A 17,278-nucleotide genomic window follows, 5' to 3' on the forward strand; every position below is an offset into this window, starting at 1 on the left:
CCAGATGTCGTACGGCTTTAGTACTTTGGCGGCATGACCGACGACAAAATGTTGGCGCGCATCGCCGCGCTGCTACGTCAGGCCGAAGGCACCGACAACGTCCACGAGGCCGACGCCTTCATGACCGCCGCGCAACGGTTGGCGACCGCGGCATCCATCGACCTGGCGGTGGCCCGCTCGCACTCGGCCAACCGCTCGGCCGCGCAGGCTCCCACCCAGCGCACCATCACCATCGGGACGGCGGGCACGCGCGGGCTGCGGACGTACGTGCAGCTGTTCGTGGTCATCGCGGCGGCCAACGACGTGCGCTGCGATGTCGCGTCGAATTCGACCTTCGTCTACGCCTACGGGTTCGCCGAGGACATCGACGCCAGTCACGCGCTCTACGCCAGCCTGGTGGTGCAGATGGTGCGGGCTTCGGATAGCTACCTGGCCTCCGGTGCGCACCGGCCCACGCCGACGATCACGGCCCGCCTCAACTTTCAGCTGGCGTTCGGCGCCCGCGTCGGGAAGCGGCTGGCCGAGGCCCGCGAGGAGACCAGGCGCGAGGCTACCAAGGATCGTCGCCGTCCGCCCGGCACAGCTATTGCCTTGCGGGACAAGGACATCGAGCTGCGCGACTACTACCGCGGCGCGTCGCAGGCGCGCGGCACCTGGCGGGCCAGTAGCGCGACGGCGGGGTATTCGTCGGCGGCCCGGCGGGCGGGTGACCGGGCCGGCAGGCGTGCGCGGTTGGGTACCAGCCCCGAGCTGCCGGGGGCGCGCAGCGCGTTGCGCGGGTGAGGGACTCGCAGCGTGCGAAGGTCTACGCGGCCGAGGATTTCGTCCGGACGATGTTCGACCGCGCCGCCGAACACGGATCGCCCAGCATCGACTTCTTCGGCACGCAGCTGACGTTGCCGCCCGAGGGGCGGTTCGGGTCGGTGGCGTCCGCCCAGCGCTATGTCGACGACGTGCTCGCGTTGCCGGCGGTGCGCCGGCAGTGGCCGCAGGTCTCGCCGCTGCGGGTGCGGCCGCGGCGCGCCGCCACCGCCGCGCACTACGAAAACCGTGATGGCGCTGGCGTTATCGCGGTGCCCGACCGGGACACCGCCGACTGGGCGCTGCGCGAACTGGTGGTGCTGCACGAGGTGGCGCACCACCTGTGCCGCGCCGAGCCGGCGCACGGCGCGGAATTCGTCGCGACGATGTGCGCGCTGACCGAGCTGGTGATGGGGCCAGAACTCGGGCACGTGCTGCGCGTCGTTTATGCCAAAGAGGGCGTGCGCTGACGGTAGTCGCGGCATAGTGGAGAGCCGTGACGAGACGAGTCGCGATTGCCGCGCTGAGTGTCTTGACCGTCGTGGTCGCCGGCTGTGGAAATCAGGCGCCTCCGACCGCCAGCACTTCCACGTCCGCGGCCCCGCCGCCTCCGCCCGCCTCCCTCAACGGCTCGACGGTGTCGCTGACCGCGAACTACCCGACGGTCGACCAGGTGTTCACCAACACCGTCACCGGCACCGTCCCCGTCAGCTGGCCGAAGGGCACGCTCTACAGCACCCGCAACAAGCTGGTGCAGGTGAACGCCAGCTTCGACGTCGCCGGAACCCAGGTGACGGAGACGTTTCTGACGAGTGCGCGGCTGGGGACGGGCACGTTCAACGGCCCGGTCTACAAGTTCACCGGGGCGCCCGCGATCACCAAGGTGACCGTCGATCCACGGAGCGACCCTACCGTCGCGCCCGTCGGCATCGCATTCACGGCCGACTCGATCAGCGTGAATGATTCGGGGCTGACGGTCACCGACGGCGCCAAGCAGATCCTGGACGTCACCTTCGCGACGCCGTGAGCCTCGACTGGGAGCACGCCGCCCAGCGTGCTCGCGAGACCGAGCAATCGATGACCGACGACGAGCGGTTCTCGCTGCTTGTCGCGGTGATGGGAGCCAGCGAATCCTGGCCCCTGCACGACGAACGCATCCCGCCCGGCATCGCGATGAGCGCGGGCTATGTGCCCGGGGTTCCCCGGCTCGGTGTCCCCGCGCTGCGGATGAGTGACGCGGGCCTCGGCGTCACCAATCCTGGCTTCCGTCCCGGCGATACCGCCACCGCGCTGCCCGCCACGCTCGCGCTGGCCGGCAGCTTCAACCCGGCGCTGGCGCGGGCCGCCGGCGAGGCGATCGGCCGGGAAGCCCGCAGCCGCGGGTTCAACGTCCAGCTGGCCCCCGCGATGAACCTGACGCGCGATCCGCGCAACGGCCGCAACTTCGAATACCTTTCGGAGGACCCGCTTTTGAGCGCCACCATGGCCGCGGAGACGATCGCCGGCATACAGGCGCAGGGCGTGATCGCGACGGTCAAGCACTACTCGCTGAACTGCAACGAGACCAACCGGCACTGGCTGGACGCGGTCATCGATCCCGACGCACACCGCGAATCGGACCTGCTGGCCTTCGAGATCGCCATCGAGCGCGCGCAGCCCGGCGCGGTGATGGCGGCCTACAACAAGGTCAACGGCGACTACTGTTCGGCGAACCACGTCTTGCTCAATGAGGTGCTGAAAGGTGTTTGGGGATATCGCGGTTGGGTGATGTCCGATTGGGGCGGCACCCCGAGCTGGGAGTGCGCGCTGGGCGGCCTCGACCAGGAGTGCGGGGCGCAGATCGACGCCATCCTGTGGCAGTCCGAGGCGTTCACCGATCGGCTGCGCGCCGCCCACGCCGAAGGAGAGTTTTCCCGGGAGCGGCTGTCGGACATGGTCCGGCGGATCTTGACGTCGATGTACGCCGTCGAAATCGACCGATGGGACACCGCCGCGGATACGCCGGATATGTTTGGGCACAACGAGATTGCGCTGGAGATCGCACGGCAGGGAATCGTGCTGCTGCAGAATCGCGGCGCGCTGCCGCTCGGGCCGGATTCGGCCGCGCGGATCGCCGTCATCGGCGGCTACGCGCACACCGGTGTCCCGATCGGCTGCGGGTCCAGCGCGGTCGTCCCGCCGGGCGGCTTCGCCGACGTGATCCCGATCGGTGGCGCCGGCCTGACAGCCGGGCTGCGCAACCTGTACCTGCTGCCGTCCAGGCCACTCAGCGAGCTGCGAAAACAGTTGCCGCACGCGCAGATCGAGTTCGACCCCGGCATCAGTCCGGCCGAGGCGGTGCTCGCCGCGCGGCGGGCCGACATCGCGATCGTGTTCGCGATCCGCGTCGAAGGGGAGGGCTTCGACGGCGCCGACCTGTCGCTGCCGTGGGGTCAGGACGCGGTGATCGCCGCCGTCGCGGCCGCCAACCCGAACACGGTCGTGGTGCTCGAGACCGGCAACCCGGTGGCCATGCCCTGGCGGGACTCGGTGAACGCCATTGTGCAGGCGTGGTATCCGGGCCAGGCCGGCGCGCGGGCCATCGCGGAAATCCTTGCCGGCCAAGTGAACCCGTCGGGCCGGTTGCCGATCACCTTCCCGGTGGATCTGGGTCAGACCCCGCGCCCGGAGCTCCCCGACCTCGGCGCCCCGTTCGGGACGCCGAGCACGATCCGCTACACCGAGGGCGCCGAGGTCGGCTACCGATGGTTCGCCCACACCGGTCAAACGCCGATGTTCGCGTTCGGCCACGGGTTGTCCTACACCGACTTCGACTATGGCGACTTGGTGGTGAGCGGCGGCGACACCGTGCGGGCCAGCTTCAGCGTCACCAACACCGGTGACCGCAGCGGGGCGGACGTCCCTCAGCTGTACCTGACCGCCGCGCCCGGCGAGCAAAGGCTACGGCTGCTGGGATTCGAACGCGTCGAGCTGGAACCCGCCGAGACCCGCCGCGTCACCATCGAGGCTGATCCGCGCCTGCTCGCCCGCCACGACGGCGGGTGGCGGATCCGCTCGGGCAGTTACACCGTGGTGGTGGGCGCGTCGGCGGTCGCCCCGCGGTTGATGGCCGAGGTCGAGCTGACCGGGGGCGCGCTACAACCGCCCTAAATCAATTCCACGCGCGTAAAGTGCTTTGGACGGTCTGTGCATTTTCCGAGTTTCCTTTGGAATGACGGGGGCCCGTGGTGTCGTCCGATCTAAACGCCTCACCCGAGGGTTTAGCGTCGGCGTCGGCTGGGCTGAGCGGGGTCGGGGAGGACATCAGCCAGGCGACGTCCGCCGCGGCACCGTCGACGACGTCGATCGCACCCGCCGCCGCCGATGAGGTGTCGGCGGCAGTCACGCGGTTGTTCGCTACGTATGGCCAGCAGTTCCAGGTACTGAGCGCGCAATCGGCGGCGTTTCACGCCCGGTTCGTGCGGCTGCTGTTCTCGGGTGGGGCGGCCTATGCCCTTGCCGAGGCGGCGAACACCGACCCGCTGTGGGGTGGCACCGGTTCCGGCGGATCAGGCGGGAACGCCATCGTAGTGAGCAGCAAGCGTCGCGCCGGCGGGATCATCGGCGGCGGCAATGGCGGTGCCGGCGGCTTCGTCAACTTCTACGGCAACGGCGCGGGCCCATGCGGCACCGTCGGCTGACAACCGACGGCGCCGTCTGAGCAGGGGTTATTGAACCGGAACCAACTCGTCGCCGCAGGTGCAGCGGTAGGGCTCACCGGAGCCGGAGCAGTGGCAGGCGGCCTCGATGCGGACGCGACATCCGCAGCCCTCATGGCCACACGTGAGCAAGGTGCCTTCTTCGTAGTTCGCCATTTTCGTCATCCTCATCTCTCTAGGCGGGCGCTTATGGGTCCTAAGCCTATACCCGGTAGGGGTATAAGGCAAGACCGCGACGCTAGCGTGGTGGGCATGACCGACAAATCCACGTCACCCACCCCGGCACCCACCCCGCAAGACGTCGACGCCTTCCTGGACGGCACGCTCGTCGGCGACGACCCGGTGCTGTCCGCGGCGCTAGCCGCCAGCAACGCCGCCGGGCTGCCACAGATCGCGGTCTCGTTTCAGCAGGGCAAGTTCCTGTCGCTGTTGGCCGGCGCGATCCAGGCGCGCCGCATCCTGGAGATCGGCACGCTGGGTGGCTTCAGCACGATTTGGCTGGCGCGGGGCGCGGGTCCGCAGGGGCGGGTGGTGACGTTGGAGTACGAGCCCAGGCACGCCGAGGTGGCGCGGGCCAACCTGGACCGCGCGGGCGTGGGCGATCGGGTGGAGATCAAGGTGGGCGCCGCACTGGACACGTTGCCGACGGTGACCGACGGCCCGTTCGACTTGGTGTTCATCGATGCCGACAAGGACAACTATGTGGCGTACGTGGAGTGGGCGATTCGACTGGCGCGTCCCGGCGCAGTCATTGTGGCGGACAACGTCATTCGGGAAGGCCGGGTGCTCACCGCGACGTCACAGGATGTCGCGGCCAGCGCGGTGCGCGAGACGCTGCGGCTGATGGGCGCGGACCCGCGGCTGGCCGCGGCCGCGATCCAGACCGTGGGCGCCAAGCACTGGGACGGCTTCGCGCTGGCCCTGGTGCGCTAGCGTGAAGGCCTAGGACGGGCTGAGATCGTCGACCGCCCTTGCGGCAGAGGTGATTTCGCTGATCCGCCGTGCGGTTTCACCGGCGTACAGCGCGGCGCGGTCCACCCACGCATCGGGCATCTCGGCAACCGGCGCCAGTGGCGTGAAGATCGGTCGCGCCGGCGATTGCAGCCGCAGCAGGGCGCCGGCGTCCAGATATCCCAGCACCGACAACGGACCGCTGACCCTGTTGAGGGCCGCGGGTAGCGCCTTGGCCTTGCCGTCGTCGTGGCACCACCGTCGGGTGGCGGCGTTGGGGACCACGCGGTGCCGCAGCGGCCACGACATCCCGAACAGGTTGGTCTCGATGGTGTTGTCGGCGTGCAGGATTCGTCGTTGGTATTCGCGGTTGGCGTTGGCTTCGTGCGTCATGAGGAATCGCGTTCCGGCGATCACACCGCTGGCCCCGGCCGTCAGGGCGGCGCGGGTGTCGGCACCGGTGGCGATTCCGCCGGCCAAAAACACCGGGCGGTTGCCGGCCGCGGCCAACGCCTGCGGCAGGAAGTCCAGGGCCGGCACGGTTCCGACGAGGTGGCCGCCGGCTTCCCGCCCCTGTGCGATCAAGCCATCGGCACCAAAGGCGACGGCCTTGCGCGCCTGCGCTTGGGTGCCGACCATCAGGAACACGAATATGCCGGCATCGCGCAGATGCTCGACGAGCCGGCGATTCTCCCCGAACGCCAGCACCACGACGTCGACGCGGGCGTCGATGCACACCGCGACGTGGCGGCGAGTCACGAAGGGCAGCAACAGGTTTACCGCGACCGCGCGGCCTGGGGCCCCCGCACGCATCTGGCCGATCGCCTCGCGCAGCTGGGGAGGCGTGACCAGACCGAGGGTGCCGAGTCCACCGGCGCCGGCCACCGCGGCCGCCAGCGCGGCGCCGGCGAGTCCGCCGCCCATCCCCGCCTGGCCCACCGGTACATCGAGCCGGAGCCGATCTGCGATGTCCACGTCGTCGCGCGGTCTAGCCGCAGATCGCACCGCCCGACGCTGAGCCGACCAGTTTGACGTATTTGGCCAGCACGCCGGTCTTGTAGCGCGGCGGGGGAGGCGTGAAATCCTTGCGGCGGGCGTCGAATTCGTCGGCATCGCCCAGTATGTCCAGCGTGGCGTTGGCGACGTCGAGCCGGATCCGGTCGCCGTCGCGCAGGAACGCGATCGGTCCGCCGTCGACCGCCTCCGGGGCGATGTGCCCGACGCACAGCCCGGTGGTGCCGCCGGAGAACCGGCCGTCGGTCAGCAGCAACACGTCCTTGCCCAGTCCCGCGCCCTTGATCGCACCGGTGATGGCGAGCATCTCGCGCATCCCGGGCCCGCCCTTGGGCCCCTCGTAGCGGATCACCACGGCGTCACCGTGGGTGATGGTGCCGTCCTCGAGGGCGTTCAGCGCGGCCCGCTCGCCGTCGAAAACCCTTGCGGTGCCTTCGAACACGTCGGAATCGAAGCCCGCCGACTTGACCACCGCGCCGTCGGGCGCCAGCGAGCCGCGCAGGATGGTGATGCCGCCGGTCGGGTGGATCGGGTTGTCCAGCGCGCGCAGCACCTTGCCGTCCGGGTCGGGCGGGGCGATGGCCGAGAGGTTTTCGGCCATCGTCTGGCCGGTCACGGTCAGGCAGTCACCGTGCAGCAGGCCCGCATCCAGAAGGGCCCGCATGATCACGGGAACCCCGCCGATGTGGTCGACGTCAAACATCACATGACGACCAAAAGGCTTGACGTCGGCCAGGTGCGGCACCTTGGAACCGATCCGGCTGAAGTCCTCCAGCGAGAGCGCGACGTCGGCCTCGTGCGCGATGGCCAGCAGGTGCAGCACCGCGTTGGTGGAGCCGCCGAACGCCATCACCACCGCGATGGCGTTCTCGAACGCCTCCTTGGTGAGGATGTCGCGCGCGGTGATGCCGCGACGCAGCAGCTCGATGACGGCCTGACCGCTGCGCCGGGCGAAGCCGTCGCGGCGCCGGTCGGTGGCGGGCGGCGCCGCACTGCCGGGCAGCGACATACCCAGCGCCTCGGCGGCGCTCGCCATGGTGTTGGCGGTGAACATGCCGCCGCACGCGCCCTCGCCCGGACAGATCGCGCGCTCGATGGCGTCGACGTCCTGGCGTGGCATCAGCCCGCGCGCGCAGGCCCCGACGGCCTCGAAGGCGTCGATGATGGTGACCTCGCGCTCGCTGCCGTCGGAAAGCTTGGCCACCCCCGGCAGGATCGACCCCGCGTAGAGGAACACCGCGGCCAGATCCAGGCGGGCGGCGGCCATCAGCATGCCCGGCAGCGATTTGTCGCAGCCGGCCAACAGCACCGATCCGTCCAATCGCTCGGCCTGCATCACCGTCTCGACGCTGTCGGCGATCACCTCACGCGACACCAGCGAGAAGTGCATGCCTTCGTGGCCCATTGAGATGCCGTCGGACACCGAGATCGTGCCGAACTCGAGCGGGTAGCCGCCGGCCGCGAACACGCCTTCCTTGACCGCCTTGGCCAGTCGGTCCAGCGAGAGGTTGCACGGGGTGATCTCGTTCCACGACGACGCGACACCGATCTGCGGCTTGGCGAAGTCTTCGTCGCCCATGCCTACCGCGCGCAGCATGCCACGGGAGGCGGCCTTTTCCAGACCGTCGGTGACTTCGCGACTGCGGGGTTTGATATCGGGGGACTTATTTGCGGGCATCGTGCCAGTATGCGCGGCGCGGGCAAGGCAGTATTTGCGGGTTATACCCCGTCGGGGTATGGAGTACCATGACGGCATGACTACGCCGTCGGAGCCACACGGATACACGCAGGAAAAGGAGAGCTACGCCAAGCGGCTGCGGCGCATCGAGGGACAGGTCCGGGGCATCGCGCGGATGATCGACGAGGACAAGTACTGCATCGACGTCCTCACTCAGATCAGCGCGGCCCACAACGCTTTGCGTTCGGTGGCGCTGAACCTGCTCGACGAGCACCTGAGCCACTGCGTCACCCGTGCGGTGGCCGAGGGCGGCGACGAGGCCCAAACCAAGCTGGCCGAGGCCTCGGCCGCGATCGCGCGCCTCGTTCGCTCCTGATTTGCGGGGCGTGTTGCGCCGCGGGGGTGCGCACTAGGCGCGGTTGCTGTGCGTACGGTTAGGGTCAGTGTGATCGCGTCAGCAACATCCCACGCTATGACTGCCGAAACCCGAGCCGCCAGCGCTGCCACCCGACCGTGGACGCCACGGATCGCCGTGCAGCTCGCTGTGCTGGCCGCGGCGGCGTTCATCTATGTCACCGCCGAACTATTGCCGGTGGGGGCGCTGTCGGCGATCGCGCGGAATCTGAACGTCAGCGTGGTGCTGGTGGGCACGCTGCTGTCGTGGTATGCCCTGGTGGCGGCGCTGACCACCATTCCGCTGGTGCGCTGGACCGCGCACGTGCCGCGCCGGCGGGTGCTGGTCGCCAGCCTGGCCTGCCTGACCCTGTCGCAGCTCATCTCGGCGCTGGCGCCCAACTTCGCGGTGCTGGCCGCGGGAAGGGTGCTCTGCGCGATCACCCACGGCCTGTTGTGGTCGGTCATCGCGCCGATCGCGACCCGGCTGGTTCCGCCGAGCCATGCCGGGCGCGCGACGACATCGATCTATGTCGGAACCAGCCTGGCGCTGGTGCTCGGCAGCCCCCTGACGGCGGCGATGAGCCTGATGTGGGGCTGGCGGCTGGCGGTCGTGTGCGTCACCGTCGCGGCGGCCATCGTCACCGTGGCCGCGCGCACCATGCTGCCCGAGCTGGTGCTCACCACGGATCAGCTCGCCCACGTCGGTCCGCGGTCGCGGCATCACCGCAATCGGCGGCTGATCATCGTCAGCGTGATCACCATGATCGGCGTCACCGGCCACTTCGTCTCATACACGTACATCGCGGTGATCATCCGCGACGTCGTCGGCGTGCGCGGACCTAACCTGGCCTGGCTGCTGGCTGCCTACGGATTCGCCGGAGTGCTGTCCGTGCCCCTGGTTGCGCGCCCGCTGGACCGCCGGCCCCGCGGCGCCATCCTGTGCTGCACGGCCGGGCTCACGGCCGCGTTCCTGCTGCTGACGCTGCTCGCCTTCGGCTCACGGCCCACCGCGGCCATGGCGCTGATCGGCACGGGCGCGATCGTGCTGTGGGGCGCCACCGCGACCGGGGTGACGCCGATGCTGCAGTCCGCGGCGATGCGCAGCGGCGCCGACGACCCCGACGGCGCGTCGGGCCTGTACGTCACCGCGTTCCAGGTGGGCATCATGGCCGGCTCGCTGGCCGGCGGCCTCATCTACGAGCGCAGCGTGGCGCTGATGCTGACCGCCTCGGCGAGCCTGGTGGGTGTCGCGCTGATCGGGATGGCGGCCAACCGGCAGACGTTCGACGTGGCCGAAGAAGGCGCGGCGGCGCGCCCATGAGGGCGGGTTTCCTCGTCGCGTGCGCGGTGGGCCTGGTGCTCAACACCGGCACCGCCGCCGCGGATCCGGATCCGGGTCCGCCCGGCGATCCGAACGCCGCGGCCGACCCGGTCGACCCGCAACCCCCGATGGCGGGGCCCGATCCGTTGGCCCTCCCGGTGCCGGCGGGCTCGGTTCCCGGGCAGGACCCGACACCGTACGTCGGCGCACCCGTGTTCCATCCGCCGACGTTCAACCCGCTCGACGGTTCGATGGTCGGCGTGGCCAAGCCGATCATCATCAACTTCCCGGTGCCGATCGCCGATCGGCCGATGGCCGAACGAGCCGTCCACATCTCGTCGAATCCACCGGTGCCGGGGAAGTTCTACTGGATGAGCCCGACCCAATTGCGTTGGCGCCCACTGGAATTCTGGCCGGCCAACACCGTCGTGAACATCGATGCCTCCGGCGCGAGGTCGAGCTTTCATACCGGCGACTCGCTGGTGGCCACGGCCGACGACGCCACGCATCAGATGACGATCACCCGCAACGGCACCGTGGTGCAGACCTTCCCGATGTCGATGGGGATGTCGGCCGGTCACCACCAGACCCCGAACGGCACCTACTACGTGCTCGAGAAGATGCCCTCGGTGGTGATGGATTCCTCGACCTACGGGGTTCCGACCGACTCGTCGTGGGGCTACAAGGTGACGGTCAACGACGCGGTCCGGATCGACTACAGCGGCAACTTCGTGCACAGCGCGCCCTGGTCGGTCGGCGACCAGGGCAAGCGCGACGTCAGCCACGGCTGCATCAACCTGAGCCCGCGCAACGCGAAGTGGTTTTACGACAACTTCGGCAGCGGGGACCCCGTCGTGGTGAAGAACTCCGTCGGCTCCTACACCCAGAACGACGGCGCCCAGGACTGGCAGCTGTAGCGACGTTGCTGGGCCAACCTCACTCCTATTCATAGCTCGCCAGTTCAGCGCGATATTTCGGGCCGCCACGCGCGACCTGGCGGCGGTGAAACAGGTAGCTGGCCGCCGCGCTATGCGACACTTGGTCGAGAACCGCGACAGGAGGAATGCGTATGGCGGGCTGGACGAAGGGTCTGTTTGGGGCTCTGAGCGCAGCTGGACTTGCCGCTCTGTTGGTGCTGGGGGCGGGGACCGCGGCCGCGGATCCGGATCCCGCGCCCGGTGATCCGAACGTTCCCGCACCGGCCGATCCGGGTGCCCCGGGGGTCCCGCCCGCGCCGCCGCCCGTCGCGGCGCCACCGCCGCTGCCCGCCCCGTTTCAGCTGCCGGCCTTTCCGGCGGCGGTGGGCCCGGTTGAGGGGCAGAACCCGACACCGTTCACCGGTCAGGCCCCGTTCGCGCCGCCGTCGTTCGTTCCGAAACCCGGCTCGACGGTCGGCGTGGCCCAGCCGATCATCATCAACTTCCCCGGGACGGTTGCCGACGCGGGCGCGGCCATCGACGCGGTCCACGTGATGTCGACTCCGCCGGTTGCGGGCAAGTTCTACTGGATGACCCCGACCCAGCTGCGCTGGCGCCCGCTGAACTTCTGGCCCGCCCACACCGCGGTGACCGTCGATGCCGGCGGGACGGTGATGAGCTTCCAGACCGGAGATCAACTGGTGGCCACGGCCGACGACGCCACGCACCAGCTGACCATCGCGCGCAACGGCACCGTGGAGAAGACCTTCCCGATGTCGATGGGCATGACGTCCGGCAACCACCAGACCCCCAACGGCACCTACTACGTGCAGGACAAGAAGGCGTCGGTGGTGATGGACTCCTCGACCTACGGCGTGCCGGTCAACTCGACCTACGGCTACAAGGTGACGGTGGAGGACGCGGTCCGCTTCGACAACGTCGGCGACTATGTGCACAGCGCCCCGTGGTCGGTCGACGACCAGGGCAAGCGCGACGTCAGCCACGGCTGCATCAACATCAGCCCCAGCAACGCGAAGTGGTTCTTCGACAACTTCGGCCCCGGTGATCCGATCATCGTGGTGAACTCCAGCGGCGGCAATTACAAGAAGAACGACGGCTCCAGCGACTGGATCACCAACTAGCTTCCGGCGCGGTATTTGAGCAAGGCTTCCGCACGGCCGCGAGTTATGTATAGCATCATACATATGCGCAGCCCCCGTGACCGGATGGTGCTGTCGGCCGCCCTGCTGATCAGGGAACGCGGCGCGCACGCCACCGCCATCTCGGATGTCCTCGAGCACAGCGGCGCCCCGCGGGGCTCGGCCTACCACTACTTCCCGGGCGGGCGCACGCAGCTGCTGCGCGAGGCCGTCGACCTCGCCGGCGAGCACGTCGCCGGGAGCATCGCCGAGGCCACAAACGGCCGCGAGCTGTGGGACACGCTGATCGAGAAGTACCGCCGGCAGCTGCTCGATAGCGACTTCCGCGCGGGCTGTCCGGTGGTGGCGGTCTCCGTCGAGGCGGACGAACAGGCCGTGATCGAACGCGCCGCGGCGGCGTTCGACCACTGGACCGACCTGATCGCGCAACGGTTCATCGCCGACGGAGTATCGGCCGAGCGGGCCAACGAGCTGGCGGTGCTGGCCACCTCGGCGCTCGAGGGCGCGATCGTGCTGGCCCGAGTGCGGCGCGACCTGACGCCGCTCGACGTCGTTCACCGTCAACTACGCAACGTCTTCATGGAGGCACGATGACCGCCGAGTGGAAGCCCACCGCCTGCATCCTGTGCGAATGCAACTGCGGGATCGTCGTGCAGGTCGAAGACCGCACGCTGGCCCGCATCCGGGGCGACAAGGAACATCCGGGCACGCGGGGCTATACCTGCAACAAGGCGTTGCGGCTCGACCACTACCAGAACAACCGCGCCCGGCTGACCTCGCCGATGCGCCGACGTGCCGATGGGACCTTCGAGGAAATCGACTGGGACACAGCGATTGTCGAGATCGCCGAAGGTTTCAAGCACATCCGCGACAGCTACGGCGGCGACAAGATCTTCTACTACGGCGGCGGCGGGCAGGGCAATCATCTGGGCGGGGCGTATAGCGGGGCGTTCCTCAAGGCCCTCGGGTCGCGCTACCGATCCAACGCGCTGGCGCAGGAGAAGACCGGCGAATCGTGGGTCGATGCCCAGCTGTACGGCGGCCACACGCGAGGGGAGTTCGAGCACGCCGAGGTGTCGGTGTTCGTCGGGAAGAACCCGTGGATGTCGCAGAGCTTCCCCCGAGCCCGGGTCGTGCTCAACGAGATCGCCAAGGACCCGGCGCGGTCGATGATCGTGATCGATCCGGTGCTCACCGACACCGCGAAGATGGCCGACTTCCACCTGCGGGTCCGGCCCGGTACCGACGCCTGGTGTCTGGCCGCCCTGGCCGCGGTGCTGGTGCAGGAAAACCTTTGCGACGAGACATTTCTCGCCGAGCACGTGCATGGCGCCGACGCCGTGCGCGACGCCCTGCGCGACGTGCCGGTCGGTGAGCATGCGCAGCACTGCGGCGTGGACGAGGAGTTGCTGCGGGCCGCCGCGCGGCGCATCGGCGCGGCCGGCAGCGTGGCGGTGTTCGAGGACCTCGGCATCCAGCAGGCACCCAACAGCACCCTGTGCTCGTATCTGAACAAGCTGCTGTGGATCCTCACCGGCAACTTCGCGAAAAAAGGTGGCCAGCACCTGCATTCGTCGTTCGCCCCGCTGTTCAGCACGGTCTCGGGTCGCACGCCGGTCACCGGTGCCCCGATCATCTCCGGGCTGATTCCGGCCAATGCGGTGCCCGAGGAGATCCTGACCGACCATCCCGACCGGTTCCGGGCGATGATCGTCGAAAGCGGCAATCCCGCGCACTCGCTGGCCAATTCGGCGGCGTGCCGGGAGGCGTTTCAGGCGCTGGAGCTGATGGTGGTCGTCGACGTCGCGATGACCGAGACGGCCAGGCTGGCCCACTATGTGCTGCCCGCGGCATCCCAGTTCGAGAAGCCGGAAGCCACGTTCTTCAATTTCGAGTTCCCGCACAACGGCTTTCAGCTCCGCCGGCCGCTGCTCGCACCGCTACCGGGGACGCTGCCCGAACCGGAGATCTGGGCTCGGCTGGTGCGGGCGCTCGGCGTCGTCGACGAAGCCGACCTGCGGCCGCTGCGGGACGCCGCGCAAAACGGCCGCCAGGCCTACACCGAGGCCTTTCTGGCGGCGGTGGCCGGTAACCCCACGCTGTCCAAGTTGCTGCCCTACGTGCTTTACGAGACGCTGGGCCCCACGCTGCCCGACGGTTTGGCCGGGGCGGCCGCGCTGTGGGGGCTGGCCCAAAAGACCGCCATGACCTATCCCGAGGCCGTCGCGCGCGCCGGTCACGCCGACGGCAACGCGTTGTTCGACGCGATCCTCGACAGCCCGTCCGGGGTGACGTTCACCGCGCACACCTACGAGGATGACTTCGCGCTGATCAGCCACGCCGATCACAAGATCGCCCTGGAAATCCCCGAAATGCTGGACGACCTCAGGGCATTGACCACCGCGCCGGCCCAACTGACCACCCCGGAATTGCCGATCGTGCTGTCGGTGGGGGAGCGGCGTGCCTACACCGCCAACGACATCTTCCGCGACCCGACCTGGCGCAAACGCGACGCCGACGGAGCGCTGCGCGTCAGCGTCGAAGACGCTCAGGCCCTTGGGCTTTCGGCCGGGGGCCGGGCGCGGATCACGACGGCGGCCGGCAGCGCCGAGGCCACCGTCGAGATCACCGAGACGATGCTGCCCGGACATGCGGCCCTGCCCAACGGTTTTGGGCTCGACTACGTCGGTGACGACGGCGCCACCGTCGTTCCCGGTGTCGCGCCCAACACGCTCACGTCGACGGACTGGCGCGACAAGTACGCGGGCACGCCGTGGCACAAGCACGTGCCCGCGCGGATCGAGGCTTGCCCAGTGGTCGAAAAAGTGCCCGTCTGATCTGCCTTACCTTCGCGCAATCAGGAGCTTCGCCAGGCTGGCCGCCGCGCCGCCGGTGCCGCCCACATAGGTCTTTACCATCTGCGCGGTGGACGGCCGTTGGCGTGCGGGCAGGGACGCCAGCCAACCAGCCGCCTCGTTTCGCCGCTCGTTGCCGTAAACGCGCATGGGACAGGGCATCCACGCCGCGATACTGCGTCCGGGCGCTCGAACCCAGTCGACGTCGGCGACGAGCGCGCAGCCGTCGAGCAGGGGCAGGTAGCGAGCGCCGAGCCGGCTGTCTGCCCACAGCGCTGCTGGTGTCAGCCGGTCGAAGTCCGGCCCGAACTGGTAGAGCAGACGCAACCGCTGCCCGCTTCGCCGAACTCGCTCGACCAGCGGCTCAAAGACCTGGCGATAGTCATCGGACGTCACCGTCCCTTGCGCAACAAGAGCATGGACGCCCTCGGGAACATCCCCCCGCTCCAGGAGCACAAGTCCGGCCTCCTAGTTCCAGATGCGGACGCGGCGCTGGGGCTCCAGGTACAGCGCGTCGTCCTCGGTGACGCCGAAGGCGTCGTAGAACGCGTCGAGGTTGCGGATGACGCCGTTGCAGCGGAACTCCGGTGGTGAGTGCGGATCCACCGCCAACCGCCGAATCGCTTCCGCGTCACGGGATTTGGTGCGCCACACCTGCGCCCAGCCGTAGAACACCCGTTGCACGCCGGTAAGCTCGTCGATGACGGGCGCCGGTTCGCCGTTCAGCGAGAGCTGGTAGGCCAACAGCGCGATGGACAACCCGCCGAGATCGCCGATGTTCTCACCGACGGTGAAGGCGCCGTTCACGTGGTGGCCGGCATCGAGGGCGCGCGGCGTGTAGGCGTCGTATTGCTCGATCAGCGCCTTGGTGCGGGCGCCGAACTCGGTTCGGTCGTCGTCGGTCCACCAGTCGACCAGGTTGCCGTCGCCGTCGTACTTGGCGCCCTGATCGTCGAAGCCGTGCCCGATCTCGTGGCCGATCACGGCCCCGATGCCGCCGTAGTTGGCGGCGTCGTCGGCGTCGGCGTCGAAGAACGGCGGCTGCAAAATGGCTGCGGGGAAGACGATTTCGTTCATCCCCGGGTTGTAGTAGGCGTTCACCGTCTGCGGCGTCATGAACCACTCGTCGCGATCCACCGGACCCCCGAGTTTGGCCAGTTCGCGGTCGTGGTTGACGGCATACCCGCGTTGGTAGTTGCCGTACAGGTCGTCGCGGTCGATCACCAGGCTCGAGTAGTCCCGCCATTTCTTCGGGTAGGCGACCTTGGCGGTGAACTTGTCCAGCTTCCTCAGCGCACGCTCGCGGGTCTGCGGCGTCATCCACTCCAGGTCGGTGATGCTGACCCGGTAGGCCTCACGCAGGTTGTCCACCAGGGTATCGATGCGGGCCTTGGCGTCGGGCGGGAAATGCTTTGCCACGTAAAGCTTTCCGACGGCGTCGCCCATCAGGCCTTCCACCAGCGACACGGCCCGCTTCCAGCGGTCGCGAATCTGCTCGGTTCCGGTCAGCAGTCGGCCGTAGAAGTCGAAGTCTGCGGCCACGATGGCGTCGGTCAACCACGGGGCGCGGGCCCGGATCAACCGCCAACGCGCCCAGTGCTTCCAGTCTTCGAGGTCCTCGCTGCCCCACAGCGCCGCGAACGCGGTGAGGTAATCGGGTTGGCGGACAACCACTTCCGCGACCTGCTCCGGGGTGCCGCCCAGCGCGGTGACCCAGCCGACCCAGTCGAAGCCAACCCCCTCGTCCTGCAGTTCGGCGAAGGTGCGCAGGTTGTAGGACAGGTCGGCGTCGCGCCGCTTGACCACATCCCAGTGCGCGGCGGCCAGTTTGGACTCGAGCGCCACGATGCGCGCCGCGGTGTCGGCGTGCTGGTCGGTAGAGCCGCCGCACACCAAACTGAACATTTTCGCGATGTGTCCGGGATAGGCTGCCAGCACCTCGGCGTGCTGCTCGTCGCGGAAATACGATTCGTCGGGCAGCCCGATGCCGGACTGGGAGAAGTGCACCAGGTAGCGGGCCGAGTTCTTGGAGTCGGTGTCGACATACGCGCCGACGCCGCCGCCCACGCCGGTGCGTTGCAGCGAACCCAGGACGGCGGCCAGCGCGTCGGCGTCGGCGGCGCCGTCGATCGCGGACAGCTCGTCGAGCAGCGGTTGGGTGCCGCGGCGTTCGACGGCGTCCTCGTCGAGGAAGCTGGCATACAGGTCGCCGATGCGCTGCTCGTCGGTGCCCGGGCCGGCGCCGGACGAGCTTGCCTCGCTGATCAGATCGCGCACCTGTTCTTCGGCCCGGTCGAACAAATACCGGAACGCGCCGTCGGTCGCCCGGTCCGCGGGCATGTCGTATTCGGCCAGCCAGCGGCCGTTGACGTGACCGAACAGGTCGTCTTGGGGTCGGGCGTCGGCGTCGACCCAGCTAAGGTCGATGCCCGAGCGGATGGCTTCTAATGTCACCCCGCCATCCTTCCATCACTTTTTGGGTGCGAC

General features: G+C 68.9%; 17 protein-coding genes. 12 read left to right on the forward strand and 5 right to left on the reverse strand.

All coding sequences use genetic code 11. The annotated features are described in order from the left end of the window. Positions 1 to 33 precede the first annotated feature (33 nt). The 5 genes from G6N66_RS28555 to G6N66_RS28575 all read left to right on the forward strand — a co-directional run bounded on the left by G6N66_RS28555 (position 34) and on the right by G6N66_RS28575 (position 4,481). A complete protein-coding gene (locus tag G6N66_RS28555) occupies positions 34 to 783 on the forward strand; it encodes a DUF2786 domain-containing protein (protein WP_085231835.1) in 750 nt (249 codons plus the stop codon). Then, entirely contained in the window at positions 780 to 1,271 is a 492-nt protein-coding gene (locus G6N66_RS28560) for a TIGR04338 family metallohydrolase (protein ID WP_085231836.1), read from the forward strand. The genes G6N66_RS28555 and G6N66_RS28560 overlap by 4 nt, the downstream gene beginning before the upstream one ends. Before the next feature lie 26 nt (positions 1,272 to 1,297). Continuing rightward, entirely contained in the window at positions 1,298 to 1,828 is a 531-nt protein-coding gene (locus G6N66_RS28565; protein ID WP_139825101.1) for a hypothetical protein, read from the forward strand. A gap of 50 nt (positions 1,829 to 1,878) precedes the next feature. Next, positions 1,879 to 3,951, forward strand: coding sequence for a glycoside hydrolase family 3 protein (locus G6N66_RS28570; RefSeq protein ID WP_085231859.1), 2,073 nt, complete (start codon positions 1,879 to 1,881; stop codon positions 3,949 to 3,951). Between the two features lie 77 nt (positions 3,952 to 4,028). After that, positions 4,029 to 4,481, forward strand: coding sequence for a PE family protein (locus tag G6N66_RS28575; protein WP_163645932.1), 453 nt, complete (start codon positions 4,029 to 4,031; stop codon positions 4,479 to 4,481). Positions 4,482 to 4,508: 27 nt separating this feature from the next. On the opposite strand, the gene mymT is transcribed toward G6N66_RS28575, so the two are convergent. Continuing rightward, entirely contained in the window at positions 4,509 to 4,670 is a 162-nt protein-coding gene (gene mymT / locus G6N66_RS28580) for a copper-binding metallothionein MymT (protein ID WP_232079438.1), read from the reverse strand. Between the two features lie 81 nt (positions 4,671 to 4,751). On the opposite strand from mymT, the gene G6N66_RS28585 reads away from it, so the two are divergent. Beyond that, a complete protein-coding gene (locus G6N66_RS28585; protein WP_085231840.1) occupies positions 4,752 to 5,432 on the forward strand; it encodes an O-methyltransferase in 681 nt (226 codons plus the stop codon). Between the two features lie 9 nt (positions 5,433 to 5,441). Here the strand turns inward: G6N66_RS28585 and G6N66_RS28590 are convergent, their stop codons facing one another. Both G6N66_RS28590 and ilvD read right to left on the reverse strand, forming a co-directional pair. Further along, the gene (locus G6N66_RS28590) at positions 5,442 to 6,425 is read right to left on the reverse strand and encodes an NAD(P)H-dependent flavin oxidoreductase (protein WP_085231841.1); all 984 of its coding nucleotides are present in this window, start codon (positions 6,423 to 6,425) and stop codon (positions 5,442 to 5,444) included. Positions 6,426 to 6,438: 13 nt separating this feature from the next. Beyond that, entirely contained in the window at positions 6,439 to 8,142 is a 1,704-nt protein-coding gene (gene ilvD / locus G6N66_RS28595) for a dihydroxy-acid dehydratase (RefSeq protein WP_085231842.1), read from the reverse strand. Positions 8,143 to 8,218: 76 nt separating this feature from the next. Here ilvD and ricR point away from each other — a divergent pair, with 76 nt between their 5' ends. From ricR to G6N66_RS28625, 6 genes are all read left to right on the forward strand, one after another. Next, positions 8,219 to 8,518, forward strand: coding sequence for a copper-sensing transcriptional repressor RicR (gene ricR, locus G6N66_RS28600; protein WP_085231860.1), 300 nt, complete (start codon positions 8,219 to 8,221; stop codon positions 8,516 to 8,518). A gap of 96 nt (positions 8,519 to 8,614) precedes the next feature. Beyond that, positions 8,615 to 9,859 carry an MFS transporter gene (locus G6N66_RS28605; RefSeq protein WP_085231843.1) on the forward strand — a complete coding sequence of 415 codons (1,245 nt, stop codon included), beginning with the start codon at positions 8,615 to 8,617 and terminating at the stop codon, positions 9,857 to 9,859. Continuing rightward, positions 9,856 to 10,776, forward strand: coding sequence for a L,D-transpeptidase (locus G6N66_RS28610; RefSeq protein ID WP_085231844.1), 921 nt, complete (start codon positions 9,856 to 9,858; stop codon positions 10,774 to 10,776). The genes G6N66_RS28605 and G6N66_RS28610 overlap by 4 nt, the downstream gene beginning before the upstream one ends. A gap of 152 nt (positions 10,777 to 10,928) precedes the next feature. Continuing rightward, positions 10,929 to 11,918 (forward strand): L,D-transpeptidase, encoded by a 990-nt coding sequence (locus tag G6N66_RS28615; protein ID WP_085231845.1) that lies wholly within the window; start codon positions 10,929 to 10,931, stop codon positions 11,916 to 11,918. A 63-nt stretch (positions 11,919 to 11,981) separates the two neighbouring features. After that, positions 11,982 to 12,530, forward strand: coding sequence for a TetR/AcrR family transcriptional regulator (locus G6N66_RS28620; protein ID WP_085231846.1), 549 nt, complete (start codon positions 11,982 to 11,984; stop codon positions 12,528 to 12,530). Next, on the forward strand, positions 12,527 to 14,773 hold the full coding sequence (locus G6N66_RS28625; RefSeq protein ID WP_085231847.1) for a molybdopterin-dependent oxidoreductase: 2,247 nt from the start codon (positions 12,527 to 12,529) through the stop codon (positions 14,771 to 14,773). The genes G6N66_RS28620 and G6N66_RS28625 overlap by 4 nt, the downstream gene beginning before the upstream one ends. A gap of 6 nt (positions 14,774 to 14,779) precedes the next feature. On the opposite strand, the gene G6N66_RS28630 is transcribed toward G6N66_RS28625, so the two are convergent. Then, the gene (locus G6N66_RS28630; protein ID WP_085231848.1) at positions 14,780 to 15,247 is read right to left on the reverse strand and encodes a SpoIIAA family protein; all 468 of its coding nucleotides are present in this window, start codon (positions 15,245 to 15,247) and stop codon (positions 14,780 to 14,782) included. 12 nt (positions 15,248 to 15,259) lie between these two features. Next, complete coding sequence (locus tag G6N66_RS28635; protein WP_085231849.1) at positions 15,260 to 17,245, reverse strand: M13 family metallopeptidase; 1,986 nt, start codon at positions 17,243 to 17,245, stop codon at positions 15,260 to 15,262. Positions 17,246 to 17,278: the final 33 nt, after the last annotated feature.

This window comes from Mycobacterium conspicuum, from assembly GCF_010730195.1.
Lineage (GTDB): Bacteria > Actinomycetota > Actinomycetes > Mycobacteriales > Mycobacteriaceae > Mycobacterium > Mycobacterium conspicuum.